Source organism: Pseudomonas sp. GM60, from assembly GCF_000282415.1.
Classification (GTDB): Bacteria; Pseudomonadota; Gammaproteobacteria; order Pseudomonadales; family Pseudomonadaceae; genus Aquipseudomonas; species Aquipseudomonas migulae.
In genome coordinates this window covers 1-13870 of sequence record NZ_AKJI01000110.1, presented here as the reverse complement: position 1 = coordinate 13870, position 13870 = coordinate 1, and the positions used below count along the sequence as shown (strand labels likewise).

At 60.9% G+C, this 13870-nt stretch carries 13 protein-coding genes; 5 read left to right on the top strand and 8 right to left on the bottom strand.

Going from position 1 to position 13870, the window contains the following annotated elements; all coding sequences use genetic code 11:
- Nucleotides 1-217 precede the first annotated feature (217 nt).
- Nucleotides 218-553 carry a hypothetical protein gene (locus tag PMI32_RS05050; protein WP_008033343.1) on the top strand — a complete coding sequence of 112 codons (336 nt, stop codon included), beginning with the start codon at nucleotides 218-220 and terminating at the stop codon, nucleotides 551-553.
- Between the two features lie 51 nt (nucleotides 554-604).
- On the opposite strand, the gene PMI32_RS05055 is transcribed toward PMI32_RS05050, so the two are convergent.
- The 6 genes from PMI32_RS05055 to PMI32_RS05080 form a co-directional block, all read right to left on the bottom strand.
- Nucleotides 605-1024 carry an organic hydroperoxide resistance protein gene (locus PMI32_RS05055; protein WP_008033339.1) on the bottom strand — a complete coding sequence of 140 codons (420 nt, stop codon included), beginning with the start codon at nucleotides 1022-1024 and terminating at the stop codon, nucleotides 605-607.
- A gap of 291 nt (nucleotides 1025-1315) precedes the next feature.
- The gene (locus PMI32_RS05060) at nucleotides 1316-2872 is read right to left on the bottom strand and encodes an amino acid permease (RefSeq protein ID WP_008033338.1); all 1557 of its coding nucleotides are present in this window, start codon (nucleotides 2870-2872) and stop codon (nucleotides 1316-1318) included.
- Between the two features lie 108 nt (nucleotides 2873-2980).
- The gene (locus tag PMI32_RS05065; protein ID WP_008033337.1) at nucleotides 2981-4141 is read right to left on the bottom strand and encodes an iron-containing alcohol dehydrogenase; all 1161 of its coding nucleotides are present in this window, start codon (nucleotides 4139-4141) and stop codon (nucleotides 2981-2983) included.
- Nucleotides 4142-4144: 3 nt separating this feature from the next.
- On the bottom strand, nucleotides 4145-5536 hold the full coding sequence (locus PMI32_RS05070; RefSeq protein WP_008033336.1) for an aldehyde dehydrogenase family protein: 1392 nt from the start codon (nucleotides 5534-5536) through the stop codon (nucleotides 4145-4147).
- Between the two features lie 7 nt (nucleotides 5537-5543).
- Nucleotides 5544-6917 (bottom strand): glutamine synthetase family protein, encoded by a 1374-nt coding sequence (locus PMI32_RS05075; protein ID WP_008033335.1) that lies wholly within the window; start codon nucleotides 6915-6917, stop codon nucleotides 5544-5546.
- Between the two features lie 159 nt (nucleotides 6918-7076).
- Nucleotides 7077-7562: an adenosine-specific kinase gene (locus PMI32_RS05080; RefSeq protein ID WP_008033334.1), complete on the bottom strand. Its 486-nt coding sequence runs from the start codon at nucleotides 7560-7562 to the stop codon at nucleotides 7077-7079.
- Nucleotides 7563-7747: 185 nt separating this feature from the next.
- On the opposite strand from PMI32_RS05080, the gene PMI32_RS05085 reads away from it, so the two are divergent.
- The 3 genes from PMI32_RS05085 to PMI32_RS05095 all read left to right on the top strand — a co-directional run bounded on the left by PMI32_RS05085 (nucleotide 7748) and on the right by PMI32_RS05095 (nucleotide 9714).
- Nucleotides 7748-8137, top strand: coding sequence for a c-type cytochrome (locus tag PMI32_RS05085; RefSeq protein WP_008033333.1), 390 nt, complete (start codon nucleotides 7748-7750; stop codon nucleotides 8135-8137).
- Between the two features lie 103 nt (nucleotides 8138-8240).
- Nucleotides 8241-8948: a TetR/AcrR family transcriptional regulator gene (locus PMI32_RS05090; protein WP_008033332.1), complete on the top strand. Its 708-nt coding sequence runs from the start codon at nucleotides 8241-8243 to the stop codon at nucleotides 8946-8948.
- Nucleotides 8938-9714 carry a pyrroline-5-carboxylate reductase family protein gene (locus PMI32_RS05095; RefSeq protein WP_008033331.1) on the top strand — a complete coding sequence of 259 codons (777 nt, stop codon included), beginning with the start codon at nucleotides 8938-8940 and terminating at the stop codon, nucleotides 9712-9714. The genes PMI32_RS05090 and PMI32_RS05095 overlap by 11 nt, the downstream gene beginning before the upstream one ends.
- Nucleotides 9715-9759: 45 nt before the next feature.
- Here the strand turns inward: PMI32_RS05095 and PMI32_RS05100 are convergent, their stop codons facing one another.
- Entirely contained in the window at nucleotides 9760-11796 is a 2037-nt protein-coding gene (locus tag PMI32_RS05100) for an NADH:flavin oxidoreductase (protein ID WP_032829093.1), read from the bottom strand.
- A gap of 315 nt (nucleotides 11797-12111) precedes the next feature.
- Between PMI32_RS05100 and PMI32_RS05105 the strand changes: the two genes are divergently transcribed.
- Nucleotides 12112-13017: a glycine betaine ABC transporter substrate-binding protein gene (locus PMI32_RS05105; protein ID WP_008033329.1), complete on the top strand. Its 906-nt coding sequence runs from the start codon at nucleotides 12112-12114 to the stop codon at nucleotides 13015-13017.
- A gap of 24 nt (nucleotides 13018-13041) precedes the next feature.
- On the opposite strand, the gene PMI32_RS05110 is transcribed toward PMI32_RS05105, so the two are convergent.
- Complete coding sequence (locus tag PMI32_RS05110) at nucleotides 13042-13608, bottom strand: chorismate mutase (protein ID WP_008033328.1); 567 nt, start codon at nucleotides 13606-13608, stop codon at nucleotides 13042-13044.
- Nucleotides 13609-13870 lie beyond the last annotated feature (262 nt).

Here is a 13870-nt window from a genome sequence, read left to right as displayed (position 1 = left end):
GTAGGAGCCGGCTTACCGGCGAAGGCGTCCGTGAAATCGCCATCGCCAGCAAGCCGGCTCCTACAGGTTTGGGGTGATTCCATCATCCCGGACACCCCGCGATCGTAGGCGCCAGGTTTGCCGAGGTGGGTGATCTGATGCCAATTAGCCATCATTTCCGGTAGAGTATGCGCCGCCCGAGAGACGGATCCCAGGCGTTTACCCAAGGAGTCATTCAGTGAATCACCTCAGCAAAGTTGTTGCCGTTACTCTGTTCGGCCTGGTTCTGGCGGGTTGCACCGGCGCCCCGATGAAGACTCAGCAATACGATGCCAGCCAATACACGGTGGTTGGCCACAGTGAAGCGAGCGCCACGGGTCTGATGCTGTTCGGCGTCATCCCGATTCGTCAGAACAGCCGTTTTGTTCGCGCGCAAGACGCGGCGATCAAGGCCAAGGGCGGCGATGCACTGATCAACACCCAAGTGCAGGAAAACTGGTTCTGGGCGTGGGTCCTGAGCGGTTACACCACCAAGGTTTCCGGTGATGTGATCAAGCTGAAAAACGTTCAGTAAGCGATCGCCAGCGCAGCCTGCCGCAATGGCAGGCCGCGCTTGTCGTCCCGGTCAGATCAGGTTGATCACGACATCGATGTTGCCACGGGTCGCCTTCGAATACGGGCAGGTCTGGTGCGCGGCATCCACCACCGACCGTGCGACGGCAGGGTCCAGGCCGGGAAGGCTGACGTTGAGGCGCGCTTGCAGGAAAAAGGCGTTTTCGGTCTTGCCCAGGTCTATTTCGGTATCGACAGACACGTCAGTCGGCAAAGTCACTTTCAACGCGATGGCTGCCTTGCCCATGGCGCCGATGAAGCAGGCCGACCAACCAGCGCCCAGCAGTTGTTCAGGGTTGGTGCCGCTGCCGGAAGAACCTATGGCGCTAAGCTTGACGTCCAGACGGCCATCGTCGCTTCGCGATTCGCCATTGCGGCCTCCGGTTGTGTGGGTCTTGCCGGTGTAAAGCACGGTGTCGATTTGATTGATCATGGCGGTTCCTGCTGAGGTTGGTGGGCGCTTCTAAATCGCTGTTCATCGGAAAACATCTGAATTTCCGATGTGGCCCACTTTTCCACTTCCATGTAATGCGGATGTGTCCTGAACCGGCGCTTGTGTATCGCCGTGTAAGATCACCCCGCAAAAATACACACTGATACAAATCGACAGTGACTGTAGGAGCGAGCTTGCTCGCGATGGACTAATGAGCGACGCGTGTGTTCAGAGAAACCGCGTGATCGTTAACGTCCATCGCGAGCAAGCTCGCTCCTGCGGGTAAAGCCTTCACGCCTGCTTGTTCAGCGCTGCCTCCGCCGCCGCGATTTCCGCCTGGCGCTTGATGATCAGGTCACCCATCGGCGGCCCCTGAAAGCGCCGCGCTTCAAAACCGAACCAGACGATGGCCGTCAGCACCAGGAAGCCGATGGTGATGTACAGCGCCCAATCGTTCGGTGGCTGGATACCGATGACGAAGATCACCACCATCGAGAGCACCGAGAGCACGGCGAACAAGGAGTAAAAAGCGTGCCCCATGTTCCACGGCCCCATGGTTGGCCACTTCGAGGTTCCGTAGGCGAACAGGCCCAGCACGATGGGAATGATGAAAGAGAAAAACAGGAAGATCACCGTGCAGGAGACCACGATGGTGTAGACCGGCGTTGCCCCGATCGAGATCACCGACGAGCCCCAGTCGAACAAGACCGCCAGGGTTGCGCCGGTCCAGATGGCTGCCACCGGGCTGCGATATTTCGGCGAGACCGAGGCCAGTGCTTTCGAGCAGGGCAGGCCACCGTCGCGGGAGAACGCGAAGATCATGCGCGACACCGAGGTCACGGTCGCCAGCCCGCAGAGAAACTGCGAGATGAAAATCGCCACGTACAGCGCGAATTTGATGTTCGGACTCACCTGGGCGTTCATGCCCCAGAAGAACACGTTCCAGCCCTGTTTCGCCGCTTCGTCCATGTTCGGCAGCATCAGCACGAACGAACAAAGCATCACCCAACCGAACAGCAACGACCAGACCACCGACATGACCATGCCGCGCGGCACCGACATCGCGGCATTACGGGTTTCTTCTGAGGTATGCGCCGACGCGTCATAACCGGTGATGGTGTAGATCGGCAGCAGCAGGCCGAGCATGAACACCCAGCTGTTCGACACCTGTGGCCAGACACTGCCGCCGGCTTCACCGGAATAGTTGCCGAAAGTCCACAACCGGGCGAACTCATAGCTGGGTGCGGAAATCAGGCAGACGATGGTCAGCGCGAGCGCCGTGGCGAAAATCAGGTAGCCCGAGAAGTCGGTGAGTTTCGCGGTCAGGCCAATACCCAGATGGTTACACAAGGCCTGGATGCCGGTCAGGATCGCCAGGAAAATCACCCTCACCGTGGTGGTGTCTTCCATTCCCAGCGCCGGTCCGAAGGCCCCGAAAAAGAAGTAATAGGTGCCGACGTTGATCGCGCCGAGCACCGTGACCAGTCCCAGCAGATTGAACCAGGCTGTCAGCCAGCCGGTGAAGCGGTTTCCGAGAATCGAGCCCCAGTGATAGAGACCGCCTGCGGTGGGGTAGGCCGAAGAAATCTGCGCCATGGCCAGCGCGAACACCCCGGAGATCAGGCAACCGATGGGCCAGCCGATGCCAATCGCCGCACCCCCTGCGCCCGAGGTGCCCTGGGCCAGTGAGTTGATGCCGCCTGAAAGGATGCAGATGATCGAAAAGGAAATCGCGAAGTTGGAGAAAACACCCATTCGTCGCGAGAGTTGCTGGGCGTAGCCCATGCTGTGCAGCACCTTGACGTCCTCGTCGTGCGCGTCGGTGCCGGGCTGGCTTGCTGGGTTCATGCTGTGTACCCCATCAGGTTTTGATTCAATCCATTGGCGTGTGCGCAATGGGCTGGCCTTCAACACCTTGTCGTACTGCTCCTTTTTCCAACCGATACTGCTCTGGATCTAAACGCGGCCGTGATAAGCCGCGTCGAAAATGCTGGCCACACCGATCTTGGTCAATGGCAGGGGATTGCCGCTGGCCGAGGGATCGACAATCGCCATGTCCGCGATCAGATCGGCCTGCCGGTCATCCACGCCCAACTCAACCAGCGTGTGCGGCACGCCGATGTCTTTGCGTAGCTTGAGCACGAAGGCCAGAAAACTGTCGAAGCCGGGGGAGGGCAGGCGCAGATAAGCCGCGAGGCGGATGATGCGTTCCTCGATGGCCGGGCGATTGAACTGCAACACATACGGCATGAACGTGGCATTGGTCATGCCGTGATGGGTGTCGTACAGCGAGCCCACCGGATGCGAGAGCGCGTGCATTCCACCGAGGCCTTTCTGGAACGCGGTGGCGCCCATCGCGGCGGCGGCGAGCATGTGTGCGCGCGCTTCGAGGTCCGAAGGTGTATGGACGGCGCGCACCAGAGCGTTGGCCACCAGGCGCATGCCTTCCACCGCAATGCCGTCGGCCAGCGGGTGAAAACCGGGAGCGCAATACGCCTCCAGGCAATGGGCGAACGCATCCATGCCGGTGCCGGCGGTGACTTTTGCCGGCATGCCGACGGTGAGAGCCGGATCGCTGATGACCACGCGCGGCATCATTTTCGGGTGGAAGATGATGCGTTTGGTGTGCGTGCGCTCGTCGATGATCACCGCTGCACGGCCGACTTCGGAACCGGTTCCCGCTGTGGTCGGCACGGCAATCACCGGGGCGATGTGGCTGTCGTCGGCTCGGGTCCAGTAGTCGCCGATGTCTTCAAAATCCCACACCGGTCGGGTCTGGCCGCTCATGAACGCGATGAGCTTGCCCATGTCCAGGCCGCTGCCACCGCCGAAGGCGACCACGCCATCGTGCTGGCCGGTGCGCCAGGCTTCGAGCCCTCCGGCCAGGTTGGCCTCGACCGGATTGGGCTTGAGGTCACAAAACAGCGCGACGCCAAGGCCGGCGGCGCGCAACGCATCCACCGCCGCCGTGGTGATCGCCGCGCGCCCCAGGCCGCTGTCGGTGACCAGCAACGGGCGTTGGATACCCTGGCTGCGGCAGATCTCGGCCAGCTCGGCGATGCGCCCGACACCGAAGCGAATGCTGGTGGGGTAGTTCCAGTTTCCAGTCAGGTTCATGACCTACACCTCGTGGCGCAGATGAAAGGATTTGGCGCGGGTCAGGTGCTCGTAGCCCAGGCGCGACAGGGTGACGCCGCGTCCGCTGTTCTTGACCCCGGTCCAGGCCAGCGCCGGGTCGAGGTAATCGCAGCGGTTCATGAATACGGTGCCGGTGGCGATCTCGTTGCCGAGGCGTTCGGCGGCGGCGAGGTCCTCGGTCCAGATCGACGCACTGAGTCCGAACTCACTGTCGTTCATCAAGGCGATGGCTTCTTCGTCGCCAGTCACCGGCATGATGCCGACTACAGGGCCGAAGCTTTCGTCGCGCATCACCGACATTTCATGAGTGACGTCCACCAGTACCTGCGGCGCCATATAGGCGCTGCCCGGTGCGTCGGCGGGAAACGCCTTCGGATCGATCAGCGCCTTGGCGCCCTCGGCCAGCGCGTCGGCAATCTGTCCGCGAACAAAATCTGCGGCGGCCGGCGAGACCATCGGACCCAGCGTGGTGGCTTCGTCCAGCGGGTTGCCCAACACGTACTGGCGAGTCAAATCGGCGAAGCGCTCGACGAAGGCGGGATAGATTTTCTGGTCCACATAGATGCGCTCGACCGCGCAGCAGCTTTGCCCGGAGTTGAAGAAGCTGCCGTCCACCAGGTTTTCCACGGCGTGTTCGAGATTGGCGTCGGCGCGAACGTAGGCGGGGTCTTTGCCGCCGAGCTCCAGGCCCATGCCGATGAAATCCGTGATGGCGGCTTGTTGGACTTGCAGGCCAGCGTCCACCGAACCCGTGAAGTTCACCTGTTGTACGTCGCCGGTGACGATGGCTACTGCGGTACTGGCATGACTGAGCAGCAGGTTCTGGAACAACCCTTCAGGCAGATTGGCCCGGCGAAAAGCTTCAGCGAAACGCTCGCCGACCAGCAGGGTTTGCGAGGCGTGTTTGAGGATGACGCTGTTGCCCGCCATCAACGCCGGAATAATCGTGTTGACGGCGGTCAGATAGGGGTAATTCCACGGGGCGATCACGAGCACCGTACCTAGCGGTTCGCGTTTGATGTAACGTCGAAAACCCGCGACCGGTGCGGGCTCAACGGCTGCAAGCGCTTCGGACGCAATAGCGATCATGTGCCTGGCCCGCTCTTCGAAACCGCGCAGCTCGCCAGCGCCATAACGCACCGGTCGCCCCATTTGCCAGGCCAGCTCCGGCACGATTTCATCCTTCATGGCGAGCATCGCGTCCACAGCGGCACTGCAAAAAGCTGCACGCTCGCTCAGTGGTCGGCGCTTCCATTGCGCTTGGGCAGTTGCAGCCGCCTCAAGCGCCTGAAGGAGTCGGGCCGTATCTATTTGTTGGCGCTCGACGTACACCCGGCCATCGACCGGAGAAATAAGCTGAATCTTCGCAGTCATGGTGTGCTCAATAGCGCTCGAAGCCGCGCTGCAGTTCCCAGTCGGTGATCCGCCGGTCGTACTCTTTCTGCTCCCACTCGGCGGTGTGCACGTAGTGATCGACCACTTCATCGCCGAACGCCTCGCGCAACATGCTCGACCCCTTGAGGGCGGAGCAGGCATCGCGCAGGGTTTTCGAGACTTCCGGCAAATGCTCATCGAGGTAGGCATCGCCCTCGAACGGCGCGGCGAGTTCGAGCTCCTCGTCGATCCCGGCCAGGCCCGCCGCGATCAGCGCGGCGAAGGCCAGATAAGGGTTGAGGTCGGCGCCGCCGATGCGGCATTCGATGCGGATGGATTTGCTGCCTTCGGCACACAAACGAAAGCCGGCGGTGCGATTGTCGCGGCTCCAGACCGCCCGCGTCGGCGCGAAAGTGCCGGCCTGGAAGCGCTTGTACGAATTGATGTAGGGCGCCAGAAAGCAGGTGATGTCGTTGGCGTACTTCAGCTGCCCGGCGACCCAGGCGCGCATCAGTTTCGACATGCCGAACTCGGCTTTGGCGTCGAAGAACAACGGCTTCTTGGCGTTCTTGTCCCACAGCGAATTATGGATATGGCTGCTGGACCCGGCGGCGTCATAACGCCACTTGGCCATGAACGTGATCGCCTTGCCTTGCAGCTGCGCGATCTCTTTGCAGGCATGCTTGATGATGACGTGGTGGTCGGCCATGGTCATGGCATCGGCGTAACGAATGTTGATTTCTTCCTGGCCGGGGCCCCATTCGCCCTTGGAGTTTTCCACGGGAATGCCCGACGCTTGCAGATGCTTGCGAATCGCCCGCAGCACCGGTTCCTCGCGAGTGGTCTGGAGGATGTTGTAGTCCTCGATGTAATGCCCGGCGGTTTTCGGTTGGTGATAGTTGCGCTGGTGGATCGCCTCGTAGCTCTCATCGAACAGGTAGAACTCGAGCTCCGAAGCGAACATGCCGGTGTAGCCCCGTTCACGCAGGCGTTCGACCTGTTTTTTCAAAATCGCCCGCGGGCTGTGGGGCAAGTCCTTTCGATGGTGATGATCGAGCACATCGCAGAGCACCAGCGCCGTGCATTCCAGCCAGGGCACACGCCGCAACGTGGACATGTCCGGTTTCAGGACGAAGTCGCCATAGCCTTTGCTCCAACTGGCTGCGGCGTAACCCGGCACCGGTTCCATGTCGATGTCGTCGGCCAGCAGGTAATTGCAGCAGTGGGTTTCTTCGTGGCCGCTGTCGATAAAAAACTCGACCTGGAAGCGCTTGCCGACCAGGCGTCCCTGCATGTCGACCATGCAGACCAATACGGTGTCGATTTCGCCAGCGGCAGCCGCGCGCTTGAGTGCATCAAAGCTGAGGAGGGGCTCGGTCATCACGTCAATCCTGCGTGAAAGGGTTGGGCCTGTCTGAGATAGCTGTTGCAGACGCTCTCCAGAACAACCAAAACCCTGCAGAATCGAGCATCGTGAGCAATAAGCTGATCCAAGCTTAGCCTACTGTTGAAAACTGCAAGTCCTTATGAGCCGCTAAATTCACAGCTTGTAGCCAATCTGCCGCAACAGGTTTTTGCGCCACAGAATGTCTTCGTCGCCTTCAATTTCCTTGGCGCAGAAGCCATCCACCACACCCAGAATCGCGCGTCCCTGTGCTGTCTCGGCGAGCACCACTTCAGTGGGGTTGGCGGTTGCGCAAAAGATCCGGCACACCTCTGGAACCGTCTTGACCGTGTTCAATATGTTCAGCGGGTAGAAGCCGTCACCCAGGAAGATGATGAAGCTGTGCCCGGCGCCGATGGCTTGGGCATTGCTCTGGGCCAGTTCGATCATGGCGGGATCGGTGCCGGACCAGCGCACCAGGCATTTGCCCGAGGCTTCGCAAAAAGCGACGCCGAAGCGAATGCCCGGCACTGCGTTGATCAACGCTTCGTGAATGTCCTCGACGGATTTGATGAAGTGGGTCTGGCCCAGAATGAAATTCGTGTCTTGCGGCTTGTCGATTTTCTGCGTGATGAGTTGCATCTCGAACACCTCCTTTCACCGCGGTGTTGCCAGGGGCTGGCAACCGTTCAAGTCTCACGATTCATTTTAGGAGATTCGCGCCCAGGCCGACGCCTGGGCGACCGGTGCACGTCGGGCGGCGGTAATCGGGTAAGGTAGGCGCGAAAATGCACCGGGTGCGCCGATTGACTTCACTGGAACCGAACATGATGAAAGCTGTAACCCTCACCTTCGTCCTTTCACTGACCGCAGGGGCATTTTGCACGCCGGCGGCAGCGGCGGGGGATGCTGAAGCCGGGGCGAAACTGTTCACGCGGATCTGCGGCGGCTGCCATCAAGTGGGCGAGTCGGCGCGGGGCGGCTTCGGCCCGCAACTCAATGGCATTTTCGGCCGTCCCTCGGGAAGCGTGACGGACTACCAGTACTCCGACGCGATGAAGTCCGCCGGCATTGTCTGGACGCGCGAGACACTGACGGCTTACCTCGAAGCGCCGAAGAAAGTGGTGCCCGGCACCCGGATGATTTTCTGGGGGCTCAGCGATCCGGAGAAGATCGAGGATGTGCTGGCGTACTTGCAGACGTTTCAGCCGAAATAATCGAATGCGTCGTTGAAATGTACGTCGATGTACATTTTGTGTACGCACGAGGGCGTGCAGCGTAGAGTGGAGCGACATTTTCAGAACACGGTGGTACCCGAGGATGTCGCAGACAGGAAAGACACGGACCAAGGCACAGGACGCCGGCTGGCGCGGCTCGGTCAATGGCTGGCTGGACGCCGCCTACGATGCCCTCAAGGAATCCGGCGTGGACGCGGTGCGCGTGATGCCGCTGGCCAAGCGGCTGAACTTGTCGCGCACCAGTTTCTATTGGTTCTATGAAGATCGCGAGCAACTGCTGGCGGCGCTCCTGACCCGCTGGCGCGACAAGAACACCGGCGGGCTGATCAGCCAGTGCGAGAGTTACGCCGAAAGCATTTCCGAAGCCATCCTCAACGTTTTCGAATGCTGGGTGAACCCTGAGCTGTTCGACTCGCAGTTCGAGTTTGCCGTGCGCAGTTGGGCGTTGCAGTCCGCCGAGGTGGCCGACGAAATCGCCGCGGCTGACGAGGCGCGGATCAATGCCCTGGCCGGCATGTTTCGCCGGTTCGGCTACGAGACCGACGCCGCCGATGCGCGGGCCAGGACGATCTACCTGACGCAGATCGGCTACATCTCGATGAAAACCACTGAGGACATCGTCGTGCGTTTCCGGCGCATTCCGCAGTACGTCACGGTGTTTACCGGCAAGGCACCGAAGCGTCGCGAACTCGACCGTTTTTTTGGCAAGTTCGGCTACGCGGAAAAAGAGCCGGGTGTTTTCGTGTCGCTGGTCGACACCTTCGAGGAGGCCACGCCCGATGCCGAATAGAACCCTGGGCATCATCGGCGGCACCGGCTGGTTGGGCCGTGCAATCGCTGATGCGGTTCTGGAAAGCGGCTTCATCGCTGCCAATTGCCTGCTGATTTCGAACCGTTCCGGCAGCAGCACGTTCGGGACAGACGTGCGGGTGCTGGCGGATAACCAGGCGTTGGTTGAGCTTAGTGACGTCGTGGTGCTGTCGATCCGCCCGGAGCAATTTCGTGAACTGCAGATCGACGCCCGGGGCAAACGGGTGATTTCACTGATGGCCGGTGTTCCGGCGGCGACCATCAGCGCCGCCACCGGTGCGCAAGTCGTGGTGCGGGCGATGCCGAATGCGGCGGTGGAAATCCGCCAGTCATTCACCCCTTGGTACAACGCCGGTGAGTTGAGCGAACAGGACCGCGAGTGGGTGCAACGACTTTTTGAATGCGTCGGTTCGGCGGACGAAGTGCCCAATGAGGATTGCATCGATTACCTCAGTGCACTGTCCGGCACCGGGCCTGCTTTCCCGGCCATGCTTTACAGGGCGCTGGTTGAATCGGCGGTGGTCGCGGGGATTCCCGAGGAGATCGCACAACGTGCCGCGCACGGCGTGGTGGTGGGGGGCGGTCAGTTACTGGCCAGCCGCGATCCCCTGCAAATGATCGACGCCCTCATGGCTTATCGCGGTGTGACGGCAGCGGCGTTGCAGTCGATGGCTGATCAACATATCGACACCATCGTTGGCCAGGCTGTACAGGCCGGTGCGGCTGTCGCCCGACGCGGGATGTAAAAAAAAGAGGGAGCAAAAGCTCCCTCGATTGATGTTTGGCGGGGTTCAGATTTCCTTCACCAACCGCAAGGCATCGTAGATCGCCGCATGTGTGTTGCGGGCCGCCACGGCGTCACCGATCCTGAACAGCTGGAAACGCCCTTGAGGGTTGGTGACGATGTGCTGCGCGTGACCGGCAATCAGGTCGTGCTGTTCCACCGCGCCGCCATTGCTTGATTGAGGGCGAAGATCGAAATACAGGTCGTCCAGCGGCAGCGTGCCGTGGTTGACCACGACCTGATCGACGACACGTTGCTTGTTGACCTTGCCGTAGTCGCTGCCGAAGGTCGCGACCAGCTTGCCATCGCGCTTTTCCACCGACTCGACGCGGTACGTGACGGTAAAAGTGACGTCGAGGTCTTGCAGGCTGCGCATGTAGGGCACCAGGTTCATCGCCATCACTTCCGGCGCAAATGCACGGTCAGGAGTGACGATTTCCACGGTCGCGCCGCTTTGTGCGATGACTTCGGCAGCCTGCAAGGCGGCATGGTCGCCGGCATCATCGAAAATCAGCACGTTGCGGCCAGGCTTGATGTCGCCGGAAATAATGTCCCAGGTCGACACCACCAGTTCGTTGCCTCGGGCAAGCACCTCGGTGTCTGGCAGGCCTCCGGTCGCGACGATGACCACGTCGGGCTCGTGGGCCAGCACGGTGTCGGCTTCCGCCCAGGTGTTGAAGTGAAACTTCACGCCAAGGCGCTCGCACTGCGCCATTCGCCAGTCGATGATGCCGATCATTTCGCGGCGGCGTTCGTTCAGCGACGTCAGCCGGATCTGCCCGCCGGGCCGGTCCGCCGCTTCCAGCACGGTGACGTCGTGGCCGCGTTCGCCCGCGACACGCGCCGCTTCCAGCCCGGCGGGGCCGGTGCCGATGATCAACACTTTGCGTTGGCGCGCCGCCTTGGGAATCTCGTGGGGCATGGTGGTTTCGCGACCGGTCGCCGCGTTGTGAATGCAGTAGGCGGCGCCGCCCTGATAGATCCGGTCCAGGCAATAGTTCGCGCCCACGCAAGGGCGGATGTCTTCCTCGCGCTTCTCGAGGATCTTGCGCACGATATGCGGATCGGTCATGTGCGCGCGGGTCATGCCCACCATGTCGACCTTGCCCGAGGCAATCGCGTAGCGCGCCGTGGCGACGTCGGGAATCTTCGCCGCGTGGAAGGTCGGGAAGCCTGTCGAGGCACGGATCTCACCGGCGAAATCAAGGTGCGGCGAGTTGCGCATGCCCTGGATCGGGATGACATCGGTCAGGCCCGCGTCGGTGTCGATGTGGCCACGCACCACGTTGAGGAAATCGATCAGCCCGCTGTCTTTGAGCATGTGCGACACCTGCATCCCTTCACTGGCGTTGAAGCCGCCCGGCAGCGTTTCGTCGCCGGTGTAGCGCACACCCAGCAGGAAGTTTTCGCCGACGCGCTGGCGAATCCCGCGCAGGATGTCGAAGGTAAAGCGCATGCGGTTTTCCAGCGAGCCGCCATAAGGGCCGTCGAGATCGTTGGTCAGCGGCGACCAGAACTGATCCATCAAATGCCCGTAGGCCTGCAATTCGAGGCCGTCCATGCCGGCGGCCTGCATGCGTTCGGCCGCGTCCACGTAGTCCTTGATGATCCGCTCGATGTCCCAGTCTTCCATCTTCTTGGGGAACGAGCGGTGCGACGCCTCGCGGCGGTGCGAAGGCGAGACCACCGGCAACCAGTCGGCCTTGTCCCAGCGAGTGCGCCGGCCCAGGTGGGTCAACTGGATCATGACGGCGGCGCCATGTTCGTGGCATTCATCGGTCAGGTCCTTGAGCCATCCGACCACTTCGTCCTTGTAGGCCAGCACGTTGTTGAACACCGGCGGGCTGTCCCGGGAGACCGCCGCCGAGCCTGCCGTCATGGTCAGGGCAACCCCGGCCTTGGCGCGCTCGACGTGGTAGGCGCGATACAGCGCCTGGGGCATGCCGTCGATAGGGTAGGCCGGCTCGTGCGCCGTGGTCATGATCCGGTTTCTGAGGGTCAGGTGCTTGATCTTGTAGGGTTGCAGCAAGGGATCGCTGGACATCGTGGTGCGCTCCAAAGTGGGCTTCATCAGGCTCGGCGACTTGAAATTAGGATAAATGTACATAGGTGTCAATTGCTCATGACACACGTGTACATTTTTCTTGCGCAACACAAAAGTCACCGATAAGATCAGGCTCGAAAGGGTGCAGAGGAGCGACAGTCGTGCCCGGCACGATGTGAAAAGGGATTGCGAGGGATTCGGTGGAGAAGGGCTGTGCTGCCCGAATTCGAAGCAGCGAAGACTGCACTGTTCACGACCGTAAGGCCGTTCAAACGAAGACAACCTGCCTATCACCGTAAAATAGGAAGACGCCTGATGAACGCTCATTCGTATCGAAAAACAGCCTGTGCCTGCCTGTTCGGACTGGCGCTTGGAACCCACGCGGCGCTGACTCAGGCGGCGGAACAGCAACCTGTGCGCATTGGCTGGGTCAACTGGTCCGACACCGAAATCACCGTCAAGCTCGCCACCACCGCGTTGCAGGAACATTTAAAACAACCGGTGAAACTGGTGATGGCCGACATCGGCATTCAGTTCCAGGCCCTGGCCAACGGCAATATCGACCTCATCCCGATGGTCTGGCTGCCGAGTACCCACAAGGCGTTCTACGACAAATACAAGGATCGGCTCGAAGACCTCGGCGTGCTCTATGAAGGACGTATCGGCATGACGGTGCCGACCTCGGTGCCGATCAGCGAAGTGGCGAGCGTAGAGGACCTGAACAAACCGCAGGTCAGGGAAAAGCTCGACGGCAAGATCCTCACCTCCGAGGTCGGCAACGGCCAGTACAAGCTCACGGTCAAGGCCATCGAGGAGTACAAGCTCGACGGTTACAAGCTGGTAGCCTCATCGGAATCCGGCATGCTCAACGAGTTGGACCGTAACCTCAAACGCGGCAAATGGTCGTTGGTCAATGCCTGGAGTCCGCACTGGATGTTCTCCAAATATCCTCTGCGCTATCTGGATGATCCCAAAAAGATCTTTGGCGGCGCCGAGCAGATTCACGCCATGGCGCGCAAGGGCTTCAGCCAGGAGTATCCGGAAGTGGCGTACTTCTTCGCCCACTACTCGATCCCTCAGGCTGATCTCGAAGCGTTGATGATGCAGGCGCGCCAAAGCTCTTCCGACCAGGCCGTCGCCGCTTATTACGCCGCCAACAAGCCTCGTTTCGAAGCGATGTTCGAGAAGGGCGCGCAGAGTGTCAGCAGTCGCCAGCCTTGAGTGCACTGGCAGACGGCAGGTGACTCATCGACCGATGATGCACAAATCCCCGGTGGCGCGGATCAATGCCTGGCCATGCAGGCCATCCTTGATCAGCGCCGACCGCTCTTTGGCCAGCCACTGGGCGCAGTTCGGGTCTTTGCGATAGGGCGCGAAATCGGCGTAGTGCTGCAACAGGCGGTTTTGCAGCTCATCCAGCTGTGGCCGGATTTGATTGGCAAGGTCCGGCCGCGGCACATCAGGCGCGTTGCCTGCCGCTTGCCATTGCGCGAGCAGTCCGTATTGCACCAGTTTGCTGGCTTCTATCTGCGCCGCGAGCAACTCGGCGACCTCGTCCGGGTCGAGTTTGCGCGAACCCGCCTGCTTCCTGGCGTTGTCGATGACTTGCGCTTCCCGGGCGCTGTCCTGGATCGGTTTGTGGCTGTCCCATTTGGTCAGCGCCACCAGATCAGCAATGTTCAGGCGTTCGTTTATCGTCACCAGCAGCGGTTGCAAACTGGCGGGCGCCGGGGAGGGCGTGCCGGCTTGTGCGCCGCAAGCGAGTAAACCGGACAGGGCGCAGGTCAGCAGCAGGCGTGGGGAGCAAAACATGGGCAACCTCATTGGATACGGGACTCGCAATCAGGAGCTATGTATCACAGGTGTGCCAGTGGCATTAAGGGGGAGCTGATTTTATTTGTGCACGAAAAAGCCCGGCGGGTCAGGCCGGGCTTCTTTTTGAGTACCGCGGTAGGGTTATTCATTCATACGGCGCGGCTTTCGATCAGACGGTCGGAACCACCTTCGGCAACGCGGCTTTCGATCAGACGGTCGGAACCACCTTCGGCAACGCGGCTTTCGATCAGACGGTCGG

What these genes read in the sequence shown, in the direction of transcription:
- PMI32_RS05055 (WP_008033339.1), bottom strand. Translation starts at nt 1,024, where the DNA reads ATGATCAATCAAATCGACACCGTGCTTTACACCGGCAAGACCCACACA.
- PMI32_RS05060 (WP_008033338.1), bottom strand. Translation starts at nt 2,872, where the DNA reads ATGAACCCAGCAAGCCAGCCCGGCACCGACGCGCACGACGAGGACGTC.
- PMI32_RS05065 (WP_008033337.1), bottom strand. Translation starts at nt 4,141, where the DNA reads ATGAACCTGACTGGAAACTGGAACTACCCCACCAGCATTCGCTTCGGT.
- PMI32_RS05070 (WP_008033336.1), bottom strand. Translation starts at nt 5,536, where the DNA reads ATGACTGCGAAGATTCAGCTTATTTCTCCGGTCGATGGCCGGGTGTAC.
- PMI32_RS05075 (WP_008033335.1), bottom strand. Translation starts at nt 6,917, where the DNA reads ATGACCGAGCCCCTCCTCAGCTTTGATGCACTCAAGCGCGCGGCTGCC.
- PMI32_RS05080 (WP_008033334.1), bottom strand. Translation starts at nt 7,562, where the DNA reads ATGCAACTCATCACGCAGAAAATCGACAAGCCGCAAGACACGAATTTC.
- PMI32_RS05085 (WP_008033333.1), top strand. Translation starts at nt 7,748, where the DNA reads ATGATGAAAGCTGTAACCCTCACCTTCGTCCTTTCACTGACCGCAGGG.
- PMI32_RS05090 (WP_008033332.1), top strand. Translation starts at nt 8,241, where the DNA reads ATGTCGCAGACAGGAAAGACACGGACCAAGGCACAGGACGCCGGCTGG.
- PMI32_RS05095 (WP_008033331.1), top strand. Translation starts at nt 8,938, where the DNA reads ATGCCGAATAGAACCCTGGGCATCATCGGCGGCACCGGCTGGTTGGGC.
- PMI32_RS05100 (WP_032829093.1), bottom strand. Translation starts at nt 11,796, where the DNA reads ATGTCCAGCGATCCCTTGCTGCAACCCTACAAGATCAAGCACCTGACC.
- PMI32_RS05105 (WP_008033329.1), top strand. Translation starts at nt 12,112, where the DNA reads ATGAACGCTCATTCGTATCGAAAAACAGCCTGTGCCTGCCTGTTCGGA.
- PMI32_RS05110 (WP_008033328.1), bottom strand. Translation starts at nt 13,608, where the DNA reads ATGTTTTGCTCCCCACGCCTGCTGCTGACCTGCGCCCTGTCCGGTTTA.